Source organism: Streptomyces sp. NPDC048434 (assembly GCF_043200375.1).
In the GTDB taxonomy this organism is placed as follows: domain Bacteria; phylum Actinomycetota; class Actinomycetes; order Streptomycetales; family Streptomycetaceae; genus Streptomyces.
The window spans coordinates 69,042-91,643 of record NZ_JBICXQ010000028.1 but is presented as its reverse complement, the minus strand read 5'-3'; the positions used below and the strand labels follow the sequence as shown (position 1 = coordinate 91,643).

The following is a 22,602-nucleotide window of genomic DNA, read 5'->3' as shown; positions in this document are numbered from 1 at the left end:
CCGACCCTACCCCCTGCACGAGACGTACGTGACATTGACATCGACGACCAAAGGTGCTCAAGTGAGCGCCCTTCAGCCCCTCTGACGACCGTCCGTACGTGCCTCCCTCAGCACGTCTGCAGAGCGAGGCGCCCCCGGCGCCCGGTGCGGGCGTCGGAGGCGCATACGGAGGAGGATCCGCTCCGGTTCAGCCGACCATGCCGTCGGCGAGTTCTTCGGCGAGGTTGGACTCGGTGCCGGGGATCCCGAGGTCCTGGGCGCGCTTGTCGGCCATCGCCAGCAGCCGGCGGATCCGGCCGGCGACGGCGTCCTTGGTCAGCGGCGGGTCGGCGAGGGCGCCCAGCTCCTCCAGCGAGGCCTGCTTGTGCTCCATGCGCAGGCGGCCGGCCGCCGCGAGGTGCTCGGGCACCTCCTCGCCCAGGATCTCCAGGGCCCGTTGCACCCGGGCGCCGGCGGCGACCGCGGCGCGTGCCGAACGGCGGAGGTTGGCGTCGTCGAAGTTGGCGAGGCGGTTGGCCGTGGCGCGGACCTCGCGGCGCATCCGCCGCTCCTCCCACGCCAGCACCGACTCATGGGCGCCGAGCCGCGTCAACAGCGCGCCGATCGCGTCACCGTCCCGGACTACGACGCGGTCCACCCCGCGCACCTCACGGGCCTTGGCGCCGATACCGAGCCGGCGGGCGGCGCCGACCAGGGCGAGCGCCGCCTCGGGCCCGGGGCAGGTCACCTCCAGGGACGAGGAGCGGCCGGGCTCGGTCAGCGAGCCATGGGCGAGGAAGGCGCCGCGCCAGGCCGCCTCGGCATCGCAGGTCGCGCCGGAGACCACCTGTGGCGGCAGTCCGCGGATCGGACGGCCGCGGCCGTCCACCAGGCCGGTCTGGCGCGCCAGCTGATCGCCGCCGGCCACCACCCGTACGACATAGCGGCTGCCGCGCCGCAGGCCGCCGGGGGCCATCACCACCAGGTCGGAGCTGTGCCCGAAGATCTCCAGGATGTCCTTGCGCAGCCGCCGGGCGGCGATGCCCGTGTCCAGCTCCGCCTCGATCACGATGCGTCCGCTGACCAGGTGCAGACCGCCCGCGAACCGCAGGATCGACGAGACCTCCGACTTCCGACAGCAGGTCCGGGTGACGGGGAGCCGGGAGATTTCATCCTTCACCGCTGCCGTCATCGCCATGGGCCGATCCTTCCATGCATCCGAAAAATACGGTCGTACGCGGCTGCCAGCAGCTCCGGGTCGTGCCGGTCGGGGGCTCCCCCGGCGCTCGACCGGGCGTCGTCTCCTTGTGCGGCGACCGCCGCCAGCTCGACCTCGCTGCCGACCAGCTGCTTGGCGGCAACCGTCAGACCTTCGATGTCGGGCACGGCGGCCTTGTCGGCCAGCACCACGTCGAAGGCGAGTTTAGGGGCGTGTCGGGCCAAAACCTCCAAATGACGCTGCGGGGAGAAGCCATCGGTTTCGCCCGGTTGGGGCGCAAGGTTGAGCGAAAGGACTTTTCGGGCCTTGGTCTCCTCCAGCGCCTCGCGCAGCTCCGGCACCAGCAGATGCGGGATCACGGAGGAGAACCAGGAGCCCGGTCCGAGCACCACCCAATCGGCGTCACGCACCGCACAGGCCGCCTCGGGGACGGCCGGCGGGTCCTCGGGAACCACATGGACGGACTGCACCTCGCCGCGGGTGAGCGCGACGGTGGCCTGGCCACGGACCGTGGTGATCGCGTCCGGACGGCCCGGTTCATGACCCTTGACCTGGGCCTGGAGCTCCAGGGGTACCGCCGACATGGGCAGCACCCGGCCGTGCGCCCCGAGCAGTTTGCCGACCAGGTCGAGCGCCTGGACATGGTCGCCGAGCTGCTCCCACAGCGCGACGATCAGCAGGTTGCCGACCGCGTGGTCGTGCAGCTCGCCCTCGCTCTCGAAGCGGTGCTGGATCACCCGGGACCAGGTCTGGCCCCAGTCGTCGTCGCCGCACAGCGCGGCCAGCGCCTTGCGCAGATCGCCGGGCGGCAGGACGCCTAGCTCGTCGCGGAGGCGGCCGCTGGACCCGCCGTCGTCGGCGACCGTGACCACGGCGGTCAGGTCACCGGTGATGCGGCGCAGTGCGGTCAGTGAGGCGGACAGGCCCATACCTCCGCCCAGTGCCACCACCTTGGGGGTGGCCCCCTTCGCGATACGGCCGCTGGGGACGAGTCGCCGGACCCGGCGCAGCCGTGGTGCCCGCCCGCTCACTCGCGCCCCATGTCCCGGTGGACGACGACGGTTTCCACTCCTTCGGAGACCAGACGGCGGGCGAGCTTCTCGGACATCGCGACACTGCGGTGCTTGCCGCCCGTGCAGCCCACGGCGATGGTCACATAGCGCTTGCCCTCACGGCGGTAGCCCTCGGCGACGATCCTCAGCAGCTCGGCATAGCCGTCCAGGAACTCCTTCGACCCCGGCTGGCTGAAGACGTAGTTGGAGACCTCGTCGTTGAGACCGGTGAAGGGGCGCAGCTCGGGGACCCAGTGCGGGTTGGGGATGAAGCGGCAGTCGACGACCATGTCGGCGTCGACCGGCAGGCCGTACTTGAAGCCGAAGGACATGACCGTGGCGCGCAGCTCGGGGACCTCTTCGCCGGCGAACTGGGCGTCCATCTTGGCGCGCAGTTCGTGGACGTTGAGGCTGGAGGTGTCGATGACCAGGTCGGCGTCGCCGCGCAGCTCGCGCAGCAGATCGCGCTCGGCATCGATGCCGTCGACGATCCGGCCGTCGCCCTGGAGGGGGTGCGGGCGGCGCACCGACTCGAAGCGGCGTACCAGGGCCTCGTCGGAGGACTCCAGGAAGACGATGCGGCGCTTGACGTTCTGCCCGTCGAGGGTGGCCAGCGACTCCTTGAGGTTGGCGAAGAAGCGGCGGCCGCGGACGTCGACGACGACCGCGATCCGGGCGACATTGCCCTGCGAGCGGGCGCCCAGCTCGACCATCGGCGCGATCAGCTCGGGCGGGATGTTGTCGACGACGAACCAGCCGAGGTCCTCCAGACACTTGGCGGCCGTGCTGCGGCCGGCGCCGGACATCCCGGAGATGATCACCAACTCGGGGATCGCGGCGCTCTCGCCCTGGTCGGTCGTGCCCGTACTCACCTGTGCACCGTCTCTCTCGGTTTCCTGCGCTTCGTCCGGTGTACTCATCGTTCCTGCCCCCGTTCTGCCGACAACGCGACCGGTGGGGCCCCGTCATCCTCAATGATCTCTCCTGTGGCGGTATTCACCGCGGGGGCGGTCGGTGCCGCCCCGGCCAGTGCCGCGGCGACCGTCTCCGCGGTCTTGCGGCCGACGCCCGGGACCGCGCAGATCTCGTCGATCGTCGCGGCCCGCAGCTTCTTCACCGAGCCGAAATGCTTGAGCAGTGCCTGGCGGCGGGTGTCGCCCAGTCCGGCGACCGCGTCGAGCGGCGAGGACTTCAGCCGCTTGGAGCGCTTGCTGCGCTGGTAGGTGATGGCGAAGCGGTGCGCCTCGTCGCGGACGCGCTGGAGGAGGTAGAGGCCCTCGCTGCTGCGCGGCAGCACGACGGGGTCGTCGTCCTCGGGCAGCCAGACCTCTTCGAGGCGCTTGGCCAGGCCGCACACGGCGACATCGTCGATGCCGAGCTCGTCCAGGGCCCGGCGGGCGGCCGCGACCTGCGGGGCACCGCCGTCGACGACCACGAGCTGGGGCGGGTAGGCGAACCGCTTGGGGCGGCCGTCCTCGTCGGTCGGGCGGCCGGCCATGGGGTCCGGCTCCAGGGCGTCGGCGCGCACCGGGACCGTGCCGGTACCGGGTGTGACGCCGTTGTCGTCCAGGCGGGCGTCGTCGGCCGGCTCCTCCGTCCACTCGCCGGACTTCTGCTTCTCCTGGAGGTAGCGCTTGAAGCGGCGGCCGATGACCTCGTGCATGGACCGGACATCGTCCTGGCCCTGGAAGGTCTTGATCTGGAAGCGGCGGTATTCGCTCTTCCGGGCGAGACCGTCCTCGAACACCACCATCGAGGCGACGACGTCATCGCCCTGGAGGTGGGAGATGTCGAAGCACTCGATACGCAGCGGCACCGCATCCAGGCCGAGGGCCTCGGCGATCTCCTCCAGGGCTCGGGAGCGGGTGGTGAGGTCGGAGGCGCGCTTGGTCTTGTGCAGCGCCAGGGACTGCTGGGCGTTGCGGCCGACCGTGGCCATCAGGTCCTTCTTGTCGCCGCGCTGCGGGATGCGCAGCGAGACCTGGGAGCCGCGGCGCTGGGAGAGCCACTGCGCGACCGGCTCGACGGGCTCGGGGAGCGCCGGGACCAGGACCTCCTTGGGCACCGCGTCGCCCTGCTCCTCGCCGTACAGCTGCTGGAGGGCGTGCTCGACGAGACCGCTGGTGGTGACGGCCTCGACCTTGTCCGTCACCCAGCCGCGCTGGCCGCGCACCCGGCCGCCGCGGACGTGGAAGATCTGGACAGCGGCTTCGAGTTCGTCCTCGGCGACGGCGATCAGGTCGGCGTCGGTGGCGTCGGCGAGCACCACGGCGCTCTTCTCCATGGCCCGCCTGAGCGCGCCTATGTCGTCACGCAGCCGGGCGGCGCGTTCGTACTCCATCTCCTCGGCGGCCTCCTGCATCAGGCGCTCCAGGCGGCGGATGTAGGCGCCGGTACGGCCGGCCATGAAGTCGCAGAATTCCTCGGCGAGTTCACGGTGTTCCTCGGCGGAGACCCGCCCGACGCAGGGGGCCGAGCACTTGCCGATGTAGCCGAGCAGGCAGGGGCGGCCGATCTGGGCGGAGCGCTTGAAGACACCGGCGGAGCACGTGCGCACCGGGAAGACGCGCAGCATCAGGTCGACGGTCTCGCGGATGGCCCAGGCGTGGCCGTACGGACCGAAGTAGCGCACGCCCTTCTTCTTGGCGCCGCGCATGACCTGGGCGCGCGGGAACTCCTCGTTGAGGGTCACCGCGAGGTACGGATAGCTCTTGTCGTCGCGGTACTTGACGTTGAAACGCGGGTCGAACTCCTTGATCCAGCTGTATTCGAGCTGGAGCGCCTCGACCTCGGTGGAGACGACGGTCCACTCCACGGAGGCCGCGGTGGTGACCATCGTGCGGGTGCGCGGATGGAGGCCGGCCAGGTCCTGGAAGTAGTTGGCCAGGCGCTGGCGCAGGCTCTTGGCCTTGCCGACGTAGATGACCCGGCCGTGTTCGTCGCGGAACTTATAGACCCCCGGCGAGTCGGGGATCTGTCCCGGCTTGGGTCGATAGCTGCTGGGGTCTGCCATGCACACCACCCTACTGACCGCGACCGACAATCACCGTTCCCGGACCATCCCCGTTCCCGTACCGGCGGCGTCGGCCTGGGGGCCCGGCCCGCCGCTCCGCCGCCACCGTCTGCGGCCCGGCCTGCGGCGTGGCGGCGGTGGGCGCAGCGGGCGGCGGGACCGGCCGGACGGGGATATCCGGCGGTCCGGAGGGCCGGAAGGCGCGGTGCCCGGACCGGAGCGGGCAGGAGCCGGGCGACGGTCACCGTGGCCGGCCTCCCAGGGGCGAGTGGCATGTGCCGCGCCCGTCTTGCGGGCGGGTGCGCAACGGCGCATGCGAGATAGCAGATCAGCGCCAGGGAGTGGAAGGGGAGCTTCCGGCCAGCCCTCCCGCCAGGAAGGGACGGCAAGGAGGCGACGGCCTGTCAACGCCCGCACGGAACACCGGGATCCGTCGCGCCTCCGTGCGCGGGCCGGGGGCAAATACCGTCAATTCCGGTAGTCGATCTCGTGGATGATCAACGGAATGACGCGGAAATGGGTGCCGCGTGCGGCGCGGCTCGGCAACTCTGTCCGCGTGACTGCTGAACGCGTCCCCACGCCTGCCGGTACCGCGCGTGCCCGGTCCACGGCGCACGGGCACCCCGCCGGGCTCCGGCAGCGCGCGGGGGACGGACCGGCCGCGCCGGACCGGCGAGCGCCGCTCCCTCCCGGGCCGGGGACCTGCCGGGGGCTGCGGTGACGGCCCCGGAGGGCGGGCAGGCCGCCCTGCGCAAGGCCGGCCGGCGGGCCCGGCGGCTGGACGCACGGGATCCGCTGGCGCCGTTCCTCGGCCGTTTCGCGCCGGTGCCGGAGGGCCGGCTGCACCTCGACGGCGGGTCGCTGGGCCGGCTGCCGGCCGCCACCCCGGCGCTGCTGGACCGGGTGGTGCGCGGCGACCGGGGCGGGCGGCTCACGCCGGTCGGTACGCAGTGGCGGGACCTGCCGCAGCGGATCGGCGACCGGATGGCCGAGACCGTGCTCGGCGCCCGGCCGGGCGAGGTGGTGGCCGGCGACTCCACCGACGTCAACCTCCACAAGCTGACGGTCGCCGCGCTGGCGGCGCGCCGCGGCCGGCGGACCGTGGTGGTGGACGACGACAACTCCCCCACCGATCGCGATGTCGTGGCCGGGGTCGCCGCCGAGCAGGAGCGGGCGCTGCGCACCGTGCACACGCACCCGGACGCCGGGCTCGACATGGAAACGCTGCGGGCCGCGGTGGACGAGGACGTCGCGGTCGTCGTGCTGCCCCTGGTCTCGCCCCGCTCGGGCGCGCTGCTCGACATGGCCGAGGTGCACGAGATCGCGCATGCGCAGGGGGCGCTGGTGCTGTGGGACCTCAGCCACGCGGTGGGCGCGGTGGACCTGCAACTGACCGCCACCGGGGCCGATATGGCGGTCGCCGCCACGTACAGGCATCTGATGGCGGGACCCGGGTGCCCGGCGCTGCTGTACGTACGGCGGGAGCTGCAGCCGTGCGCCGGACAGCCGGTGGACGGCGGGTACGGGCATCGCGAGCAGCTCGCCATGCGGCCCCGGTACGACCCCGATCCGGCCGTCCGGCGCTTTCCGACCGGTACCCCGCCCGCGCTCTCGCTGGTCGCCGCGGAGCCCGCACTGGATCTGCTGGCCGAGGCGGGGATGGCCGCGGTACACGCCAAGAGCCGGGCGCTGACCGGGTTCCTGGCGGAGCTGGCCGGGGCCGTGCTGGAGCCGTGCGGGCTGCGTCCGGCGGGGCCCGCCGTCCCGGAGCGGCGTGGCGCCCATGTCGCCTACCGGCATCCGCAGGCCGGGAAGCTGGTACCGGCGCTGGCCGAGGCGGAGTTGTTCGTGGATTTCCTCCCCCCGGACCGGGTGCGCCTCTCCCCCGGGCCGCTGTCGACCCGCTTTGCGGATGTCGTGGAGGCGGTGCGGCGGTTCCGGGAGGTGTTGGCCGGCTTCGGCGCAGACGGCTCACGGTGCCCTTCCGCGGGGGCCTACCGGAGGGGGCCGTGAGCCGAGGTGTCGAGTTCAGCGGGCGTCGCGGCCGGAGGACACCCCCCACCCCCGAACCCACCCCCGCCCCCTCCCCCCGAAGGGGGAGGAGGGGGAGGGGGCGGGGGAAGACCTGCCCGCCGCACGGACGGCATGCGACGGGCAGGCGGACCGGTCAGCCGCTGCGCCGCCTGCGCAGCGCCGCCGAGGCGGACAGCGCCAGCGCGAGCAGGGCGGCGGCGCCCGCCACGGTCGTGGCGGCGGTCACCGGCAGGCTGTCGCCCGCGAGCGCACCCGCCGCGACAGGCCGCCGGGTCTCGGGCTCCCGGGCCTGGGGCTCTCCGGCCTGGGGCTCGCGGGCCTCGGTCGCCGGCCCGTAACCGCCGGCCTCGCCACGCTTGTCGTACGCGGAGCCGGGGAGCTTGTCCCCGTAGGCCTGCGCCACCCGTTTCCGGTAGGCGGCGACGGTGGTGCCGTGCGCGCCGACGGCCTTGCGGGCGTCGGCGTCCAGCGGCTCGATCCGATCGCCGTGCTGCACGTACCAGGCGTCGGTCTGCGGCTCGCGGAAGACCGTGCCGTCCTGCGCCCGCGCGGCGCCGGCCGCGGTGTAACGGGTCTCGTCGTCGCCGGCGGCGATGTTGACGACCTTCCAGGCGGCGCCCCGACGTGCGGTCCACACCGAAGCCGTGCGGCCGTCGCCCGCGACGGCCTTGCTGGCGAGGAACTCCAGGCGGGCGACGGGGGCACCGTCCCGGCCGCGGACGAAGTCCGGTGACAGGACGTAGACGGGGACGGTGCCGCCCTCGATGTGCGGCGCGGCCTGCGCGGTGCCGGGAGCCACGGCGGGCGCGCCGCTGCGCTTCCGGTCGGCCGCGAAGAACCGGGCGAGGGTGTCCAGGGTCGCGGGGTCGGTGGCCGCCGTGTGCGCGGCGGTGACGCTGGCAAGGGCCGGGGTCCGGGGCACGGGAACGGATGCGGCCAGGGCGAGCTGCGGGGTGAGGCCGAGGAGGGCCATGGCGGACGTGCCGGTGGCGACGGCGCGAAGGACGGTGGGGACGGCGGTGCGCTTCGTCATGACCTCAGGCTCCTATCCGGTACAGGGAGTGTGTCCAGGAGAAGGAGCTGCCGTTCACGTAGTAGTCGAAATCGCCCCAGTTGTAGCGATTATTGGTCGCCCATGGATCACCCCAGTACACCCAGTGGCGATCCGTGTCATATCCGTAGATCACATGCATGTGGCCACCGCCGGAGGACCACTGGATCCGGGTCTCGACGGGCCGGCCGGCGTCGATCTCGCTCTGCACGGTGTCGTAGCGGAGCCAACCGGTCACATAGGAGCCGGAGTTGATGCCCATCCAGTCGAAGGCGTTCTGCACATTGCCGAGGGTGGCCTGGTCGTTGGGGCAGGCGGTGCCCTGCTGGCGGCCGAAGGCGGCGTTGCAGAACTGGTTCTGGCTGTAGTTCCTGCCGTACCAGGCCGCGATGGTGTTGCCGGAGCCCGCCCAGCACCAGTTGGTCTGCTCCTGGGCCTGCATGGAGATGCCGAGGGGGTTGGCGGCGCGCGGTGCGACGGCCGGGTGTGTGGTGGCGGGGGTGTGCGCCGGGGGCGCGAGGGGGGTGGCCGAGGCGGCCGTCGCCCCGGTGAGCGTGGTCAGTGCAGTGGCGGTGAGCACCGCGGCCGACAGCCATCTGCCGCGGGAACGGCGTGCGTGGGGTGCACGAGTCATGTGGCGTTCCTCCCGAACTGGGGGGGGTGAGGGGGAGAGGAGCGCATCCGGATGCTGATGTGGAGCATCAGGTGTTGTCGCAGGCAGGTCAACACGCTTCAATGCGGTGTGACATGAGGGGTGTGGACGGACCGCCTCACATGTGAACGGCCGGTGCCCGGCGTACTGCAGTGAACAGGCAGGCAGAGCGTGCAGCGTGCGATCCGGTTGTGAACGTTCACCGCGCGCCGGAGGAATGAGGCAATGGCACAGAGCACCCCCCGGTCGGCCGAGCTGGCCCAGCTGCTGCGGACCGGCCCGTTCCATCTCGCACTGCGCTCCGCCCTCACCGAGCGGGGGCTCGCCCTCACCCGCGTCCAGCACAAGCTCGCCCAGCGCGGCATCACCATCGGGGTGACCAGCCTGAGTTACTGGCAGCAGGGCGCCCGGCGGCCGCAGCGCCCCGAGTCGCTGCGGGCGGTGCGCGCCCTGGAGGAAGTCCTCGAACTGCCGGCGTACTCGCTGCACCGGCTGCTGGTGCCGGAGGGCGGCGCCCGCCCCGAGGCCGAGCGGCCACCCGCCCGCTCGTACCGTTCGCTGATGGCGCCCGCCACCGCACTGCAGCAGCTGTTCGGCGAGCTGGAGGCCCCCGCGGACGGCGGACTGCACACCGTGGGCCATCACGAGCGGGTCCGCATCGGCCCCGAGCGCCGGCTTCTCGCACGCGAATCGCTCCAGGTGGTCCGCGCCCACCGGGACGGCGTGGACCGCTATGTCGCCATCCACCGGGGCGACCCGGGCTGCGATCCGTCCCGGGTGCGGGTGCGGGCCGCGGAGAACTGCCGGCTGGGCCGGGTGCGCGGGCACGCCGAGGCCGGGGTGGTGGTCGCCGAGCTGCTCTTCGACGCCCGGCTGCGGGCCGGTGACACCCATGTCTTCGGCTATGTCTTCGAGGACGGCAGCGGCGGCCCGAGTACGGAGTATCTGCGCGGCTTCAGCTTCGCCGGCGGCCAGTACGTCCTGCAGGTGCGCTTCGACGAGGCGGCGCTGCCGGTGCGCTGTGCCCGCTTCGCCCAGACCTCGGCGGGCGCCCCGCGCAGCGGCCGGCAGGAGCTGACGCTCAACGGGCACCGCGCCGTGCACCTCGTGGAGCAGGGCGTACGGCCCGGCATACTCGGCATCGCCTGGGACTGGGGGTAGGCCCCCGGGTGGCGCCGGCGGGCCGGGGCCTCAGCCCGCGATCAGCTTGCCGCCCTTGGCCTTGACCGGGACCTCGGGCAGCGGCTCGGACGCCGGGCCCTGGACGACCTTGCCGGTGGTGACATCGAAGCGGCTGCCGTGGCAGGGGCAGCTGCCCTCCTTCTTCTCGACCTCGGCCAGGATGCAGCCGGCATGGGTGCACTTGGCGCTGAAGCACTTGTAGGTGCCCTTGGCGGGCTGCGAGACGACGAGCCGGTCCTCCCGGTAGAGCTTGGCGCCGCCGACCGGTACCTCTGCGGCGGCTCCGAGATCGACCGGGTCGGCGGGCACCGCCGCGGCGTTCGCGCCCGAGTCCCCCGGCGAGCAGGCCGCCAGACCGAAGCCGGCGGCGCCGGCCAGCGCGGCCCCCCGCAGCACGGTTCGGCGGGCGGGGGACTGACTCATGGCTGCTCCAGAGGTCACGGCATCAGTGGCTGGCGGCTCCCGACGATACCGGCACAGATCGGTCCGCCTCGGACCGGGCCGGGCGCCCCCGCAGCAGGTCCTGCTCGATCTCCTCCAGGCTGCGGCCCTTGGTCTCCGGCAGCAGCCGGTGCACGAAGAGGAACGCCAGCAGGGTCGTACCGGCGAAGAACAGGAAGTTGATCCCCGCGCCCCAGACGTGCAGCAGCGACGGGAAGACCAGCGCCACGACCATGTTGAACAGCCAGTTGAAGAGCACACACAGGCCGACCGCGGCCGCCCGGATCCGCATCGGGAACAGCTCGGGCAGCATCACCCACTGCACCGGACCCCAGGAGATCGCGAAGGACGCGATGTAGAGCGCGATCCCCAGGAGGGTGAGCACCGACAGTAGCGCGCCGTAGCCGAGCCCGGAGAGATTGGTGACGGCCAGCAGCACCATCGCCGCACACATGCCCAGCGCGCCGAACAGCAGCAGCGGCTTGCGGCCCTTGCGGTCGATGAGCCGCATCGCCGGGAGCGTCATCAGCATGTTGAGGAGGCCGATGCCGACGTTGGCGAGGATCGCGCCGTTCGAGCCGAATCCGATGTCGGTGAGCAGGGTCGGCGCGTAGTAAATGATCGTGTTGATACCGACGAAGTTCTGGAAGAGGACCAGCAGCATCCCCACGACGAACACCGGACGCAGCTGCGGCGACAGCAGCCGCCGCAGCGTCAGCGGTTCGCTCTGCTCCCGCTCGGTGCGCTCGGCCCGCTCGATCTCGGCGAGCTCCTCCCCCGCCGCGCCGGCATCGCCGCGCAACCGGGTCAGCACCGTACGGGCCTCGTCGGTGCGGCCCTTGCCCACCAGCCACCGCGGGCTCTCCGGCTGGGTGATGATGCCCAGCGCCAGGATGGCGGCCGGGACGACGCCCAGGCCGATCATCCAGCGCCAGGCCTCGGCATCGGCCAGCAGATAGTCGGTGACGTAGGCGACGAAGATGCCGACCGTGACCAGCAGTTGCATCAGGGACGTCAGCCCGCCGCGCACCTGCTTGGGCGCGAGTTCGGTGAGGTAGAGCGGGACGACGACGGAGGCGATGCCGACGCCGATGCCGATCACGAACCGGAAGGCGATCAGTGTGGCGGGGCCGAGGGCGAAGGAGGCGCCGAGTGTGCCGAGGATGAAGACCCCGGAGGCCGCGAGGATCAGCCGGCGGCGTCCCCAGGAGTCGCAGAGCCGGCCGGAGAGGCCCGCGCCGACCATCGCGCCCACCAGGAGGCCGGAGACGACCAGGCCCTCCAGGAGCGGGGTGAGGGCGATGTCGTTCTTGATGAAGAGCATGGCGCCGGAGATGACCCCGGTGTCATAGCCCCACAAGATGCCGCCGAGGGCTCCGAAGACCCAGATCAGTGCGTTCTTGAAGCGTGCGGGCACGGCGCTCAGCCCTTCTGCGGGGCGATGTGGATCTTGCGGCCGGTGCCCGCCCGGAACCGGGCCACCGCCTCGTCGAACCCGTCCAGGCCGTAGACGTCGCTGACCAGCGGGTCGAGATCGAGGCCGGCGGCGAGCACATCAATGGCGGGCTGGAAGCTGTGGTGCACCGCCATCGAACCGATGATGTCGATCTCGTGGTGGTAGACGCGGTACGGCGAGAAGGACGCCGAGCGCGCCGGGTCGGCCACGCCGAACTGGAGGAACGTACCGCCGCGGCGTACCCGGCCCAGCCCGTCCTCGATGGCCGCGACGGCACCGGTCGCATCGACCACGACCTCGAAGCCGGGCGTACGGCCGAGCTTGTCGGCGCCGGTCACGGCCGCGTCGACCCCGAAGGACTCGGCGAACGCCAGCCGGTCCTCGTTGAGGTCCACGACGGACACCGAGGCGGCGCCCGCGGTCCGCACGAGGGCGGCCATCAGCAGGCCCATGGTGCCGGCGCCGTAGATCAGATAGTGCTCGCCGGGCCGGCGCGGCAGCCGGTTCAGGCCGTGCACCGCGCAGGACAGCGGCTCGACGAGACCCGCCGCGGCCTCCGAGAGGCTGTCGGGCAGGACGTAACAGCAGCGGGCCGGTACGGCGACCAGCTCGGCGAAGCCGCCGGCGCGGGTGACGCCGATCGCGGTGTAGTCCTCGCAGAGGTTGCCGCGGCCGATCCGGCAGTAATGGCAGGCTCCGCACGGCATGTTGGGGTCGACGGCGACCCGTTCCCCGACCGCCCGGCCGGTCACCGCGGCGCCCACCGCCACGATCTCGCCGGTCAGCTCGTGCCCGGGGACCAGCGGATAGACCGCGGCGGGCAGCTCCCCGCCGAGGAGGTGCATATCGGTGCCGCACAGCCCGCAGGACGTGACGCGCACGATCACCTCATCGGGCTCCGGGCGGGGGTCGGGCAGTTCGGTGACAGCGGTGCTGCCCGCCTTGCCCGGTGCGGTGACCACGAGAGCGCGCATCCGCGCATCCTCACGACGTCGTGCGGGTTCGATGCCGGGAAGGTAACCTGCACGTAAACGCTTGCGCAAGCGTTTACGTTTGCGGTGGGCTGCTCGTAATGTGGTGGACTTCGCGGGACGAGGCCGTGGGAGGCCGCGGTGCCGACGGGGTGCCGCACGCGCGGGGAGGAAGAACCGGATGACGACGATGACGGATGTGGCACGGCGCGCGGGGGTCTCCGTCGCCACGGTCTCGCATGTGCTGAACGACACCCGTCCGGTGCGCCCCGACACCCGCGCCGCGGTGCTCGGCGCCATCGACGAGCTCGGCTACACCCACAACACCCTGGCCCGCTCCCTGGTCACCTCCCGCACCCGCTCGATCGGACTGGCGGTCTCCGCCATCAGCAACCCGTACTTCACCGAGATCCTCCAAGGCGTCGAGGCCGGCGCCCTGGAGGCCGGTTACAGCCTGCTGATCACCGATCCGCACGACGACCCGCGGCACGAGCGCAAGGTCGTCCAGCTGCTGCACGAGCGCCGCGTGGACGGCATGATCGTGGCGCCGTCGGCGGAGCCCGCCGAGATGGTGGAGTACCTGGCCCGCCGCGAGGTGCCCACCGTTTTCCTGGACCGGCTGGTCGGCGACGACCATGACCAGGTGTGCGCCGAGAGCACCGGACCGGTACGTCAACTGGTTGGGCATCTGGCCGACTCGGGGCACACCCGGATCGGCCTGGTGGCCGGTCTGCCCGGACTGAGCACGACCACCGAGCGGGTCCAGGGCTACCGCGAGGGACTGCGCGCCCACGGTCTGCCCTTCGCGCCCGAACTCCTCGCCGGCGGCAACTCCGAGGCGGAGGGCGCCCACGATGCCACCCGCCATCTGCTGGCCGCACCGGAACCGCCCACCGCGATCATCACCGCCAACAACGCGATGACCATCGGCGCGCTCCGGGCCCTGCGTGAGCTCGGTCTGGACGTGCCCCGCGATATCGCGCTGGCCTGCTTCGACGACTTCTCGTGGGCCGATCTGTTCACACCCCGGCTGACCGCGATCGCCCAGCCCAGCAAGGACATCGGGGCGGCGGCAGTCCGGCTGCTGCTGGAGCGCCTGGCGGAGCCGGACCGGCCCCCGCGCACCGTCCGCCTCCCCTGCACCTTTGTGCACCGTACGTCGTGCGGCTGCGCCGAACCCGCCCCGGCCACGCCCCCGGCCGCCCAGGAAAGGAACCCCACCCCGTGATCGTCGTCGCCGGCGAGGCGCTGATCGACCTCGTCCCCAGCCCGCAGAACACTCCCCCCTCCGTGGAGGGCCCGGGAGGCATCTCCACCTCGGACGTCCGGTTGCCGGCGCTGCTGCCGCGGCGCGGCGGCGGCCCGTACAACACCGCGGTCGCGCTGGGGCGGCTGGGCTCGCCCACCGCGTTCTGCTCACGGATCTCGACCGACAGCTTCGGCGAGGCGCTGCTCCAGGGACTGAACGGCGGCGGTGTGGACACCACTTTGGTGCAGCGCGGCAGCGAGCCGACCACCCTCGCCGTGGCGGACATCAGCCCGGACGGGTCGGCGGGCTACGGCTTCTATGCGGACGGCACCGCCGACCGGCTCTTCACCCTGCCGCCGGAGCTGCCCGCCACGGTCCGCGCGCTCTCCCTGGGCACCTGCTCGCTCGTCCTGGAACCGGGCGCGAGCGCATACGAGTCCCTGCTGCGCCGCGAGGCCCGGCGCGGTGTCTTCACGGCGCTCGACCCCAACATCCGGCCCGGTCTGATCGCGGACCCGGACGCCTACCGGGCCCGCTTCTGTTCCTGGCTCCCCGACCTCGCCCTGGTGAAGCTGTCGGAGGAGGACGCCCTGTGGCTGGTCGGGTCCGGCGCCACGACCGGCGGCACGTGGGAGACGGTCACCGCGGCGGCGAAGGAATGGCTGGACGCGGGGCCCGCGGCGATCGTGCTCACCCGTGGGGGCGACGGTCTGACGGTGCTGACGCGGGGTGGCGGCGAGCTGACGGTCCCCGGCGAGCGGGTCACCGTCGTCGACACCATCGGGGCCGGCGACACGGTCAACGCCGCGCTCCTGCACCGCCTGGACGCCCACGACGCCCTCTCGTACGCCGGCGTCGCCGCCCTCGGCGACGACGACTGGCACGACATCCTGCACTTCGCCGCCCGCGCGGCCGCCGTCACCTGCTCACGCGCAGGAGCGGAACCGCCGTTCGCCACGGAGTTGGCGGCGTAGGAACGGGGCCGGGGCCGGGACGGGGCGCCGGCCGGAGAGTGGCGGCGCCGCGGGGATTCCCCGGCGCGAGCCGGAAGCGGTGACACCGCGGGGGTTCGTCCTCCGCACCGAAACGGGCCGCCACCGCCCCCTCGCACGGAGAGCGGTGACGGCCCGGCCGGAGCCGTCCGGCGGCGTCAGGAGGCCCTGCGGGCCCGCGCCGTCGTCTTCTTGGCAGCCGGCTTCTTGGCTGCCGTCTTCTTCGCCGCGGCCTTCTTGGCCACGGCCTTCTTGGCCACCGGCTTCCTCGCGGAGGCCCCCACCGGCGCGGCATCGCTGACGCGGTCGCCGAGGATCTCCCGCAGGAACTTGCCGGTGTGGCTGGCCGGGATCGACGCGACGTCCTCCGGGGTGCCCTCGGCGACGACCAGGCCGCCGCCGTTGCCACCTTCGGGGCCCATGTCGACGACCCAGTCCGCCGTCTTGATCACATCGAGGTTGTGCTCGATGACGATCACCGTGTTGCCCTTGTCGACCAGGCCGGACAGCACATTGATCAACTTGCTGATGTCGTCGAAGTGCAGACCGGTGGTCGGCTCGTCGAGGACATAGACCGTGCTGCCCGTCGAGCGCTTCTGGAGCTCGCTGGCGAGCTTGACGCGCTGCGCCTCACCACCCGAGAGCGTCGGCGCGGACTGGCCGAGCCGGACGTACCCGAGACCGACCTCGTGGAGCGTCTTGAGATGCCGGGCGATGGTCGGCACCGCCTCGAAGAAGCTCAGCGCCTCCTCGATGGGCATGTCCAGCACCTCGGCGATGGACTTGCCCTTGTAGTGGACCTCCAACGTCTCCCGGTTGTAGCGCGCACCGTGGCAGACCTCGCACGGCACATACACATCCGGCAGGAAGTTCATCTCGATCTTGATCGTGCCGTCGCCGGAGCAGTTCTCGCAGCGACCGCCCTTGACGTTGAAGGAGAAGCGTCCCGGCAGATAGCCGCGGACCTTGGCCTCCATCGTCTCCGCGAAGAGCCTGCGGACATGATCGAAGACACCGGTGTAGGTGGCCGGGTTGGAGCGCGGGGTGCGGCCGATCGGCGACTGGTCGACATGCACGACCTTGTCCACCAGATCGTCGCCGGCTACCCGAGTGTGCCGCCCCGGCACCGACTTGGCGCCGTTCAGCTCGCGCGCCAGGTGGGTGTAGAGGATGTCGTTGACCAGCGTCGACTTGCCGGAACCGGAGACGCCGGTGACGGCGGTGAACACCCCGAGCGGGAAGGAGACGTCGATGTCGCGGAGGTTGTTCTCCTTCGCGCCATGGACCGTCAGCTGTCGCGACGGGTCGGCGGGCCGCCGGAGGTCCGGGGTCGCGATGGACTTCTTGCCGGACAGATACTGACCGGTGATCGACTCCTTGTTGGCCAGCAGCTGCTTCATCGGGCCGCTGTGCACGACCTTGCCGCCGTGCTCGCCGGCACCGGGGCCGATGTCCACCACCCAGTCCGCGACCTTGATGGTGTCCTCGTCGTGCTCGACGACGATCAGGGTGTTGCCCATGTCGCGCAGCCGCACCAGGGTCTCCATCAGCCGGTGGTTGTCGCGCTGATGCAGACCGATCGACGGCTCGTCGAGGACATAGAGCACACCCACCAGGCCGGAGCCGATCTGGGTGGCGAGGCGGATGCGCTGGGCCTCACCACCGGAGAGGGTGCCGGCCGCGCGGTTCAGCGAGAGGTAGTCCAGGCCGACGTCGACCAGGAACTTCAGCCGCTCGTTGACCTCCTTGAGGACCCGCTCGGCGATCTTCTTGTCGCGGGCGGTGAGCTTCATCTCCCGCAGGAAGTCGGCACAGTCGCTGATCGACATGGCCGCGACCTCGGCGATCGACTTCTCCTGGACCGTGACGGCGAGCACGATCGGCTTCAGCCGGGTGCCCTCACAGGTCGGGCAGGGCACCTCGCGCATATAGCCCTCGAAGCGCTCCCTGCTGGTGTCGCTCTCCGCTTCGGAGTGCCGCCGCTTGACGAACGGCACGGCGCCCTCGAAAGGGGTGGTGTAGGCCCGCTGGCGGCCGTACCGGTTGCGGTAACGCACCTCGATCTGGGTCTTGTGGCCGTGCAGCAGAGCCTTCTTGGCACGGGCCGGCAGCCCGGCCCAGGGGATGTCCGTACGGAACCCGAGGGCGTCCGCCAGCGCACCGACCAGGCGGCCGAAGTACTCCTTGGTGTGGCCGTGCGACCAGGGGTGAAGGGCGCCCTCGTCGAGCGAGCGGTCCTCGTCGGGGACGATCAGGTCGGGGTCGACCTCCATGCGCGTACCGATACCGGTGCAGTCCGGGCAGGCGCCGAAGGGCGAGTTGAAGGAGAAGGAGCGGGGCTCCAGCTCCTCGAAGGAGAGATCGTCGTAGGCGCAGTACAGATGCTCCGAATACATGCGCTCGCGCTGCGGGTCGTCCGCGTCCAGATCGACGAAGTCGAGGATCACCATGCCGCCGGAGAGCCCGAGGGCGGTCTCGACGGAGTCGGTCAGCCGCCGCTTGGCGGACTCCTTGACCGTGAGGCGGTCGACGACCACCTCGATGGTGTGCTTCTCCTGCTTCTTCAGCGTCGGCGGCTCGGAGAGCTGGATCGTCTCCCCGTCGACCCGGGCCCGGCTGTAGCCCTTGGTCTGGAGGTCGGAGAAGAGATCGACGAACTCGCCCTTGCGCTCGCGCACCAGCGGCGAGAGCACCTGGAAGCGGCTGCCCTCGGGGAGTTCGAGCACCTTGTCGACGATGGCCTGCGGCGACTGCCGGGCGATCGGCCGCCCGCACTCGGGACAGTGCGGCTTGCCGATACGGGCGAAGAGCAGGCGGAGGTAGTCGTAGACCTCGGTGATCGTGCCGACCGTCGAGCGCGGGTTGCGCGACGTCGACTTCTGGTCGATCGATACCGCGGGGGACAGGCCCTCGATGAAGTCCACATCGGGCTTGTCCATCTGCCCGAGGAACTGCCGGGCATAGGAGGAGAGCGACTCGACATATCGCCGCTGCCCCTCGGCGAAGATCGTGTCGAAGGCGAGCGAGGACTTGCCCGACCCGGAGAGCCCCGTGAAGACGATGAGGGAGTCGCGGGGGAGGTCGAGCGAGACGTTCTTGAGATTGTGCTCGCGAGCGCCACGGACGATGAGACGGTCGGCCACGCCGGTCGGCACCTTTCTTGGAAGAGGGGCGGGGGCCGCGGCTCTGCGTCCGCCGCGCGGTGGGTGAGCAGAGGCGACGGAGCGGAGCGGAGCCCCGCCCCAGGGTATGGGGCCCGCCGCGGCACTGTCTTTCGGATGCCACACACGAGCTTATAGCACGCGCATTCGATTTAGGGAGCTCGCAAGCCCTCTTCACCCGAACGTGTGGCGGCCCCACAATCTTCCCGCCCCGCCACACGCCCGTACGCTGCAAGGACTCCGCCGTCAGCGACCACCGGGCAGCGCTCGCTCCAGCGCATCGAACGTGCGCCGCAGCGCCGCCGCCTGTTCAACGGCCACCTCGTCCACCGGGTCACCCCCGAGCTGCCGGGTCACCGCCTCGGCATACGTTGCCCGGATCCCCGCGATGATCAGCGCCGCGGCCAGCCGGGCGTCATGACCGGGGCGGTCCGCGTCACCGCCCGCCGCCTCGGCCAGCAGCGCGGCAAGTGTGTTCTCCATCTCCTCGACCGCCTCGCGCCCCCGCGCGCGCAGCGCCGGAGAGTCCAGCACCGTGCGCCAGAAGTGCCCGAACCCCTCCCCCACCGCACCCAGCGGATGCCGCTCCGCCAGCAGACCGAGGGTGACCCGGCGCAGCGCGGCGAGCGGCGATTCGTCCGCGCCGCGCTCGCGGACGGTGCGGATGATCAGCTCCCGGCCCTCGGGGATCCGGTCGAGGAAGAGGTCCTCCTTGCGCGGGAAGTAGTTGAAGACCGTCATCGTGGACACCTCGGCGGCGCGGGCCACCTCGGCGACGGTGACGTTCTCGAAGCCCCGCCGGATGAACAGCAGCGTGGCCTCGCCGGAGATCCGCTGCCGGGTGCGCAGCTTCTTGCGCTCGCGCAGCGTCAGCCGCCCGTCGTCCTCGACGAAACCGGTCTCCGCCGGCCGTCCGCCGCTCCCGCCGGCCGCCGCCTCGTCGCCGCCGCGCCGCTCCTCATCCGTCATGCCGGAATTTTAGCCACGTTTTTAGCCACAACAAATTTATAGTCACTACACTTACGCCCATGAAGCATGACGCAGACGTAGTAGTGGCAGGGGGCGGCCCGGTGGGGCTGATGCTCGCCTGCGAACTCGCATTGGCAGACGTGTCGGTCATCGTCCTGGAGCGACTGACCGAAGTGGATACGACGATCAAGGCAGGGGCGATCAACTCCCCCAGTTCGGAGGCCTTTTACCGGCGCGGGATGCTGCCCGGCCTGGCGGAGGCACAGCGCGCCGCCTACCAGAGCTTCAGCTCGTTCCTGCGGCACCGCCAGGCCGCAGGCGTCACCGGGGTGCAGCAACCGCCGAAGTTCGCCGGGCACTTCGCCGGCATCATGCTGCGCGGCGATCTGCTGGACGAGTCCGACCCGGACTTCGACGGCCTCGGACCCGCCGCCGAAGTCGGCCTCGTACCGCAGGAGGTCCTGGAACGGCTGCTCGGCGCCCGCGCCGCCGAGCTGGGCGTCGACGTGCGCCGCGGGGTGACCCTGACCGGCCTCGACGCCGGTGAGGACGGTGTGCACGTCCACACCTCGGACGGATCGCTGCGCACCGGCTGGCTGGCCGGCTGCGACGGCGGCCGCAGTACCGTCCGGCGGCTCGCCGGTTTCCCCTTCCCCGGCACGGCCCCCGAGATCACCGGCCGTCAGGCCATCGTGGAGATGACCGGCGCCGACGCCCTGGGCGCCGGCTGGAACTGGACCGGGACCGGGACGTACGCCCACGGCGCGATGCCCGGCCGGATCCTCACCGTGGAGTTCGACGGACCGCCCGCGGACCGCGATGCCCCCATCACCGCCCAGGAGTTGGAGACCTCCTTGCGGAAGGTGTCCGGGGTCGCGGACATCACGATCCACAAGGTGCTCTCGGCGACCCGGTTCACGGACAACGCGCGCCAGGTGCCCGATTACCGGTCGGGGCGGGTGCTGCTCGCCGGTGACGCGGCGCACGTCCACTCGCCGTTCGGCGGCCAGGGGCTGAACCTCGGTATCGGCGACGCCATGAACCTCGGCTGGAAACTGGCCGCCACGGTGCGCGGCTGGGCGCCGGAGGGGCTGCTCGACACATACACGGCCGAGCGGCACCCCCTGGGCGCATGGGTGCTGGAGTGGACCCGGGCCCAAGTGGCGCTGATGCGGCCGGAGTCGCACGCCCAGGCGCTGCGCGGGGTGATCGCCGAACTGACCGGGACGGTCGCCGCCACCACCTACTTCGCCAAGAAGGTCTCCGGGGTCTGGCAGCGCTACGACCTGCCCGGCGACCATCCGCTGACCGGCCGCAGCGCCCCCGACCTGGAGCTCTCCGACGGCACCCGGCTCGCGGACCATCTGCGCGGCGGGCAGGGGCTGTTGTTCGATCTCGCCGCGGACGCCGAAGTGCGCAAGCGCGCCTCCGGATACGGCGAGCGGATACGGGTGGTCACGGCGGACTGCCCGGGGCGGCCCGGTCTGGCCGGTCTTCTGGTGCGTCCGGACGGCTGTACCGCCTGGGCGGCGGACTCCCCCGGCGGTCCGGACGCCCCGGACGAGCTGGACGCGGCGCTCCGGCGCTGGTTCGGGACGCCCGACGCAGTGGCGGCCTGATCACCCGGGCTCTTGCGGGCGGCGCAGACCGGCGGCCCTTCCGGCTGTCGCGCGCCGCCCGTTCCGCCCGCGTACACCCCGATCAGCGTCGGCCCACTCCCGAACCCGCCCTGACGGCGCTAGCGTCGGACCATGACCCTCACCTCGCCTGACTTTCCGCACGATGTGGCAGCCGTCCGCGAGGCCACCGACCGGCTCCTCGTCTCGGTGAGCAAGCTCGACGACGCGGCGATCGGCGAGCCGTCGCTGCTGGCCGGCTGGACCCGTGGCCATGTGCTGTCCCATCTGGCCCGCAACGCGGACGCGCTGGGCAACCTCCTCACCTGGGCGCGGACCGATGTGCGGACGCCGATGTACGCCGGTCCCGAAGCCCGTGAGGCCGATATCGAGCGGGGCGCCGACCGCCCGCTGGCGGCACACCTGGAAGACCTCAAGGAGAGCGCCGCGCGGTTCGACACGGCGATGGACGCGCTGCCGGAGAGTCGCCGGGCGTACGAGGTCGAGATGCGCAACAACGTCGTCGAACGGGCCGACCGGCTGCCCCTGCGCCGGCTGGCCGAGCTCGAACTGCACCATGTCGACCTCGGCGTGGGCCACACCGTCGACCAGCTGTCACCCGCCTTCGTCGACAGCGAACTGGCCTTCCTGGCCACGATCAAGTTCGCCGGGCACCCGGATCTGCCCGCGCTGGAACTGCGGACCGACGACGGCCGCCGGTGGCGCACCGGCCGGCTCGGCACCGGGGCGGGCGCCGAGGCCTCGCCCGTGGTGGTGACGGGCTCCGCGGCCGCGCTGGTGGGCTGGCTGACCGGGCGCGGTGAGGGCAGCAAACTCGACAGCCACGGCTCTGTCCTGCCCGCGGTGCCGCCGCTCTAGAGTGGTCCCATGGGCTACAGCGGAGCAGTGAAGGTCGGCGGACCGGCCGACGTGCACGAGCTGACCGACCTGATGATCTCGAAGGTCGCGGTCGGTCCGATGGACAACAACGCCTATGTACTGCGGTGCCGGGCGACCGATGAGCAGCTGCTGATCGACGCGGCCGCCGAACCGCACACCCTTCTCTCGCTGATCGGCGACAGCGGTATCGGGTCCGTGGTCACCACGCACCGGCACGGCGACCACTGGGGCGCGCTGCGCGAGGTCGTCGAGGCGACGGGCGCGCGGACCTATGCGGGGCGGTACGACGCCGAAGGCATTCCCGTCCCCACGGATGTGCTGGTCGAAGACGGCGACACCCTCACCGTCGGCCGGGTCGAGCTGACCGCGCGCCACCTCGTCGGACACACACCGGGCAGCATCGCGCTGGTCTACGACGACCCGCACGGCGCCCCGCATCTGTTCACCGGGGACTGCCTGTTCCCCGGCGGCGTCGGCAACACCTTCGGCAGCGCCGAGAACTTCACCCGTCTGATCGCCGACGTGGAGCGCAAACTCTTCGGCGAACTGCCCGACGAGACCTGGGTCTATCCGGGCCACGGCAGCGACACCACGCTCGGCGCGGAGCGGCCGCACCTCGCGCAGTGGCACGAGCGCGGCTGGTAGCGCAGGGGTACGGCGGACCG

18 protein-coding genes are annotated in these 22,602 nt (G+C 71.8%); 7 read left to right on the top strand and 11 right to left on the bottom strand.

Annotation, left to right across the window (positions count from 1 at the left end):
• Window positions 1-187: 187 nt before the first annotated feature.
• From whiA to uvrC, 4 genes are read right to left on the bottom strand one after another with little or no spacing between them, the layout of a single operon-like run.
• Window positions 188-1,177 (bottom strand): DNA-binding protein WhiA, encoded by a 990-nt coding sequence (gene whiA / locus ACGFWI_RS29425; protein WP_393909075.1) that lies wholly within the window; start codon window positions 1,175-1,177, stop codon window positions 188-190.
• Window positions 1,168-2,229: a uridine diphosphate-N-acetylglucosamine-binding protein YvcK gene (gene yvcK, locus ACGFWI_RS29420; RefSeq protein ID WP_393909074.1), complete on the bottom strand. Its 1,062-nt coding sequence runs from the start codon at window positions 2,227-2,229 to the stop codon at window positions 1,168-1,170. Before yvcK ends, whiA begins: the two co-directional genes overlap by 10 nt.
• Window positions 2,226-3,170, bottom strand: coding sequence for an RNase adapter RapZ (rapZ, locus tag ACGFWI_RS29415; protein WP_393909073.1), 945 nt, complete (start codon window positions 3,168-3,170; stop codon window positions 2,226-2,228). The genes yvcK and rapZ overlap by 4 nt, the downstream gene beginning before the upstream one ends.
• Window positions 3,167-5,263 (bottom strand): excinuclease ABC subunit UvrC, encoded by a 2,097-nt coding sequence (uvrC, locus tag ACGFWI_RS29410; protein ID WP_393909072.1) that lies wholly within the window; start codon window positions 5,261-5,263, stop codon window positions 3,167-3,169. The genes rapZ and uvrC overlap by 4 nt, the downstream gene beginning before the upstream one ends.
• Before the next feature lie 717 nt (window positions 5,264-5,980).
• Between uvrC and ACGFWI_RS29405 the strand changes: the two genes are divergently transcribed.
• The gene (locus ACGFWI_RS29405) at window positions 5,981-7,276 is read left to right on the top strand and encodes an aminotransferase class V-fold PLP-dependent enzyme (RefSeq protein ID WP_393909071.1); all 1,296 of its coding nucleotides are present in this window, start codon (window positions 5,981-5,983) and stop codon (window positions 7,274-7,276) included.
• A 154-nt stretch (window positions 7,277-7,430) separates the two neighbouring features.
• Here ACGFWI_RS29405 and ACGFWI_RS29400 read toward each other — a convergent pair whose 3' ends face one another.
• Window positions 7,431-8,330, bottom strand: coding sequence for a hypothetical protein (locus ACGFWI_RS29400; RefSeq protein ID WP_393909070.1), 900 nt, complete (start codon window positions 8,328-8,330; stop codon window positions 7,431-7,433).
• A gap of 4 nt (window positions 8,331-8,334) precedes the next feature.
• Entirely contained in the window at window positions 8,335-8,982 is a 648-nt protein-coding gene (locus tag ACGFWI_RS29395; RefSeq protein WP_393909069.1) for a papain-like cysteine protease family protein, read from the bottom strand.
• Between the two features lie 243 nt (window positions 8,983-9,225).
• Between ACGFWI_RS29395 and ACGFWI_RS29390 the strand changes: the two genes are divergently transcribed.
• A complete protein-coding gene (locus ACGFWI_RS29390; protein ID WP_393909068.1) occupies window positions 9,226-10,161 on the top strand; it encodes a hypothetical protein in 936 nt (311 codons plus the stop codon).
• A gap of 30 nt (window positions 10,162-10,191) precedes the next feature.
• Here ACGFWI_RS29390 and ACGFWI_RS29385 read toward each other — a convergent pair whose 3' ends face one another.
• Genes ACGFWI_RS29385 through ACGFWI_RS29375 form a run of 3 tightly spaced genes read right to left on the bottom strand, consistent with a single transcriptional unit; the run spans window position 10,192 to window position 13,053 of the window.
• Window positions 10,192-10,605, bottom strand: a complete 414-nt coding sequence (locus ACGFWI_RS29385) for a Rieske (2Fe-2S) protein (protein ID WP_393909067.1) — start codon at window positions 10,603-10,605, stop codon at window positions 10,192-10,194.
• Between the two features lie 22 nt (window positions 10,606-10,627).
• A complete protein-coding gene (locus tag ACGFWI_RS29380) occupies window positions 10,628-12,040 on the bottom strand; it encodes a sugar porter family MFS transporter (protein WP_393909066.1) in 1,413 nt (470 codons plus the stop codon).
• Between the two features lie 5 nt (window positions 12,041-12,045).
• Entirely contained in the window at window positions 12,046-13,053 is a 1,008-nt protein-coding gene (locus ACGFWI_RS29375) for a zinc-dependent alcohol dehydrogenase family protein (RefSeq protein ID WP_393909065.1), read from the bottom strand.
• Window positions 13,054-13,231: 178 nt separating this feature from the next.
• Here ACGFWI_RS29375 and ACGFWI_RS29370 point away from each other — a divergent pair, with 178 nt between their 5' ends.
• A complete protein-coding gene (locus tag ACGFWI_RS29370) occupies window positions 13,232-14,278 on the top strand; it encodes a LacI family DNA-binding transcriptional regulator (protein ID WP_393909064.1) in 1,047 nt (348 codons plus the stop codon).
• Entirely contained in the window at window positions 14,275-15,273 is a 999-nt protein-coding gene (locus tag ACGFWI_RS29365) for a carbohydrate kinase (RefSeq protein WP_393909063.1), read from the top strand. Before ACGFWI_RS29370 ends, ACGFWI_RS29365 begins: the two co-directional genes overlap by 4 nt.
• Window positions 15,274-15,449: 176 nt before the next feature.
• Here the strand turns inward: ACGFWI_RS29365 and uvrA are convergent, their stop codons facing one another.
• Together uvrA and ACGFWI_RS29355 are read right to left on the bottom strand one after the other, a co-directional pair.
• On the bottom strand, window positions 15,450-18,434 hold the full coding sequence (gene uvrA, locus ACGFWI_RS29360) for an excinuclease ABC subunit UvrA (protein WP_393909062.1): 2,985 nt from the start codon (window positions 18,432-18,434) through the stop codon (window positions 15,450-15,452).
• 264 nt (window positions 18,435-18,698) lie between these two features.
• Window positions 18,699-19,421, bottom strand: coding sequence for a TetR/AcrR family transcriptional regulator (locus tag ACGFWI_RS29355; protein WP_393909061.1), 723 nt, complete (start codon window positions 19,419-19,421; stop codon window positions 18,699-18,701).
• Between the two features lie 59 nt (window positions 19,422-19,480).
• On the opposite strand from ACGFWI_RS29355, the gene ACGFWI_RS29350 reads away from it, so the two are divergent.
• The 3 genes from ACGFWI_RS29350 to ACGFWI_RS29340 all read left to right on the top strand — a co-directional run bounded on the left by ACGFWI_RS29350 (window position 19,481) and on the right by ACGFWI_RS29340 (window position 22,582).
• Window positions 19,481-21,040: an FAD-dependent monooxygenase gene (locus ACGFWI_RS29350; RefSeq protein WP_393909060.1), complete on the top strand. Its 1,560-nt coding sequence runs from the start codon at window positions 19,481-19,483 to the stop codon at window positions 21,038-21,040.
• 132 nt (window positions 21,041-21,172) lie between these two features.
• Window positions 21,173-21,916 (top strand): maleylpyruvate isomerase family mycothiol-dependent enzyme, encoded by a 744-nt coding sequence (locus ACGFWI_RS29345; RefSeq protein ID WP_393909059.1) that lies wholly within the window; start codon window positions 21,173-21,175, stop codon window positions 21,914-21,916.
• Between the two features lie 9 nt (window positions 21,917-21,925).
• On the top strand, window positions 21,926-22,582 hold the full coding sequence (locus ACGFWI_RS29340; RefSeq protein ID WP_393909058.1) for an MBL fold metallo-hydrolase: 657 nt from the start codon (window positions 21,926-21,928) through the stop codon (window positions 22,580-22,582).
• The last annotated feature ends 20 nt before the right edge of the window (window positions 22,583-22,602 follow it).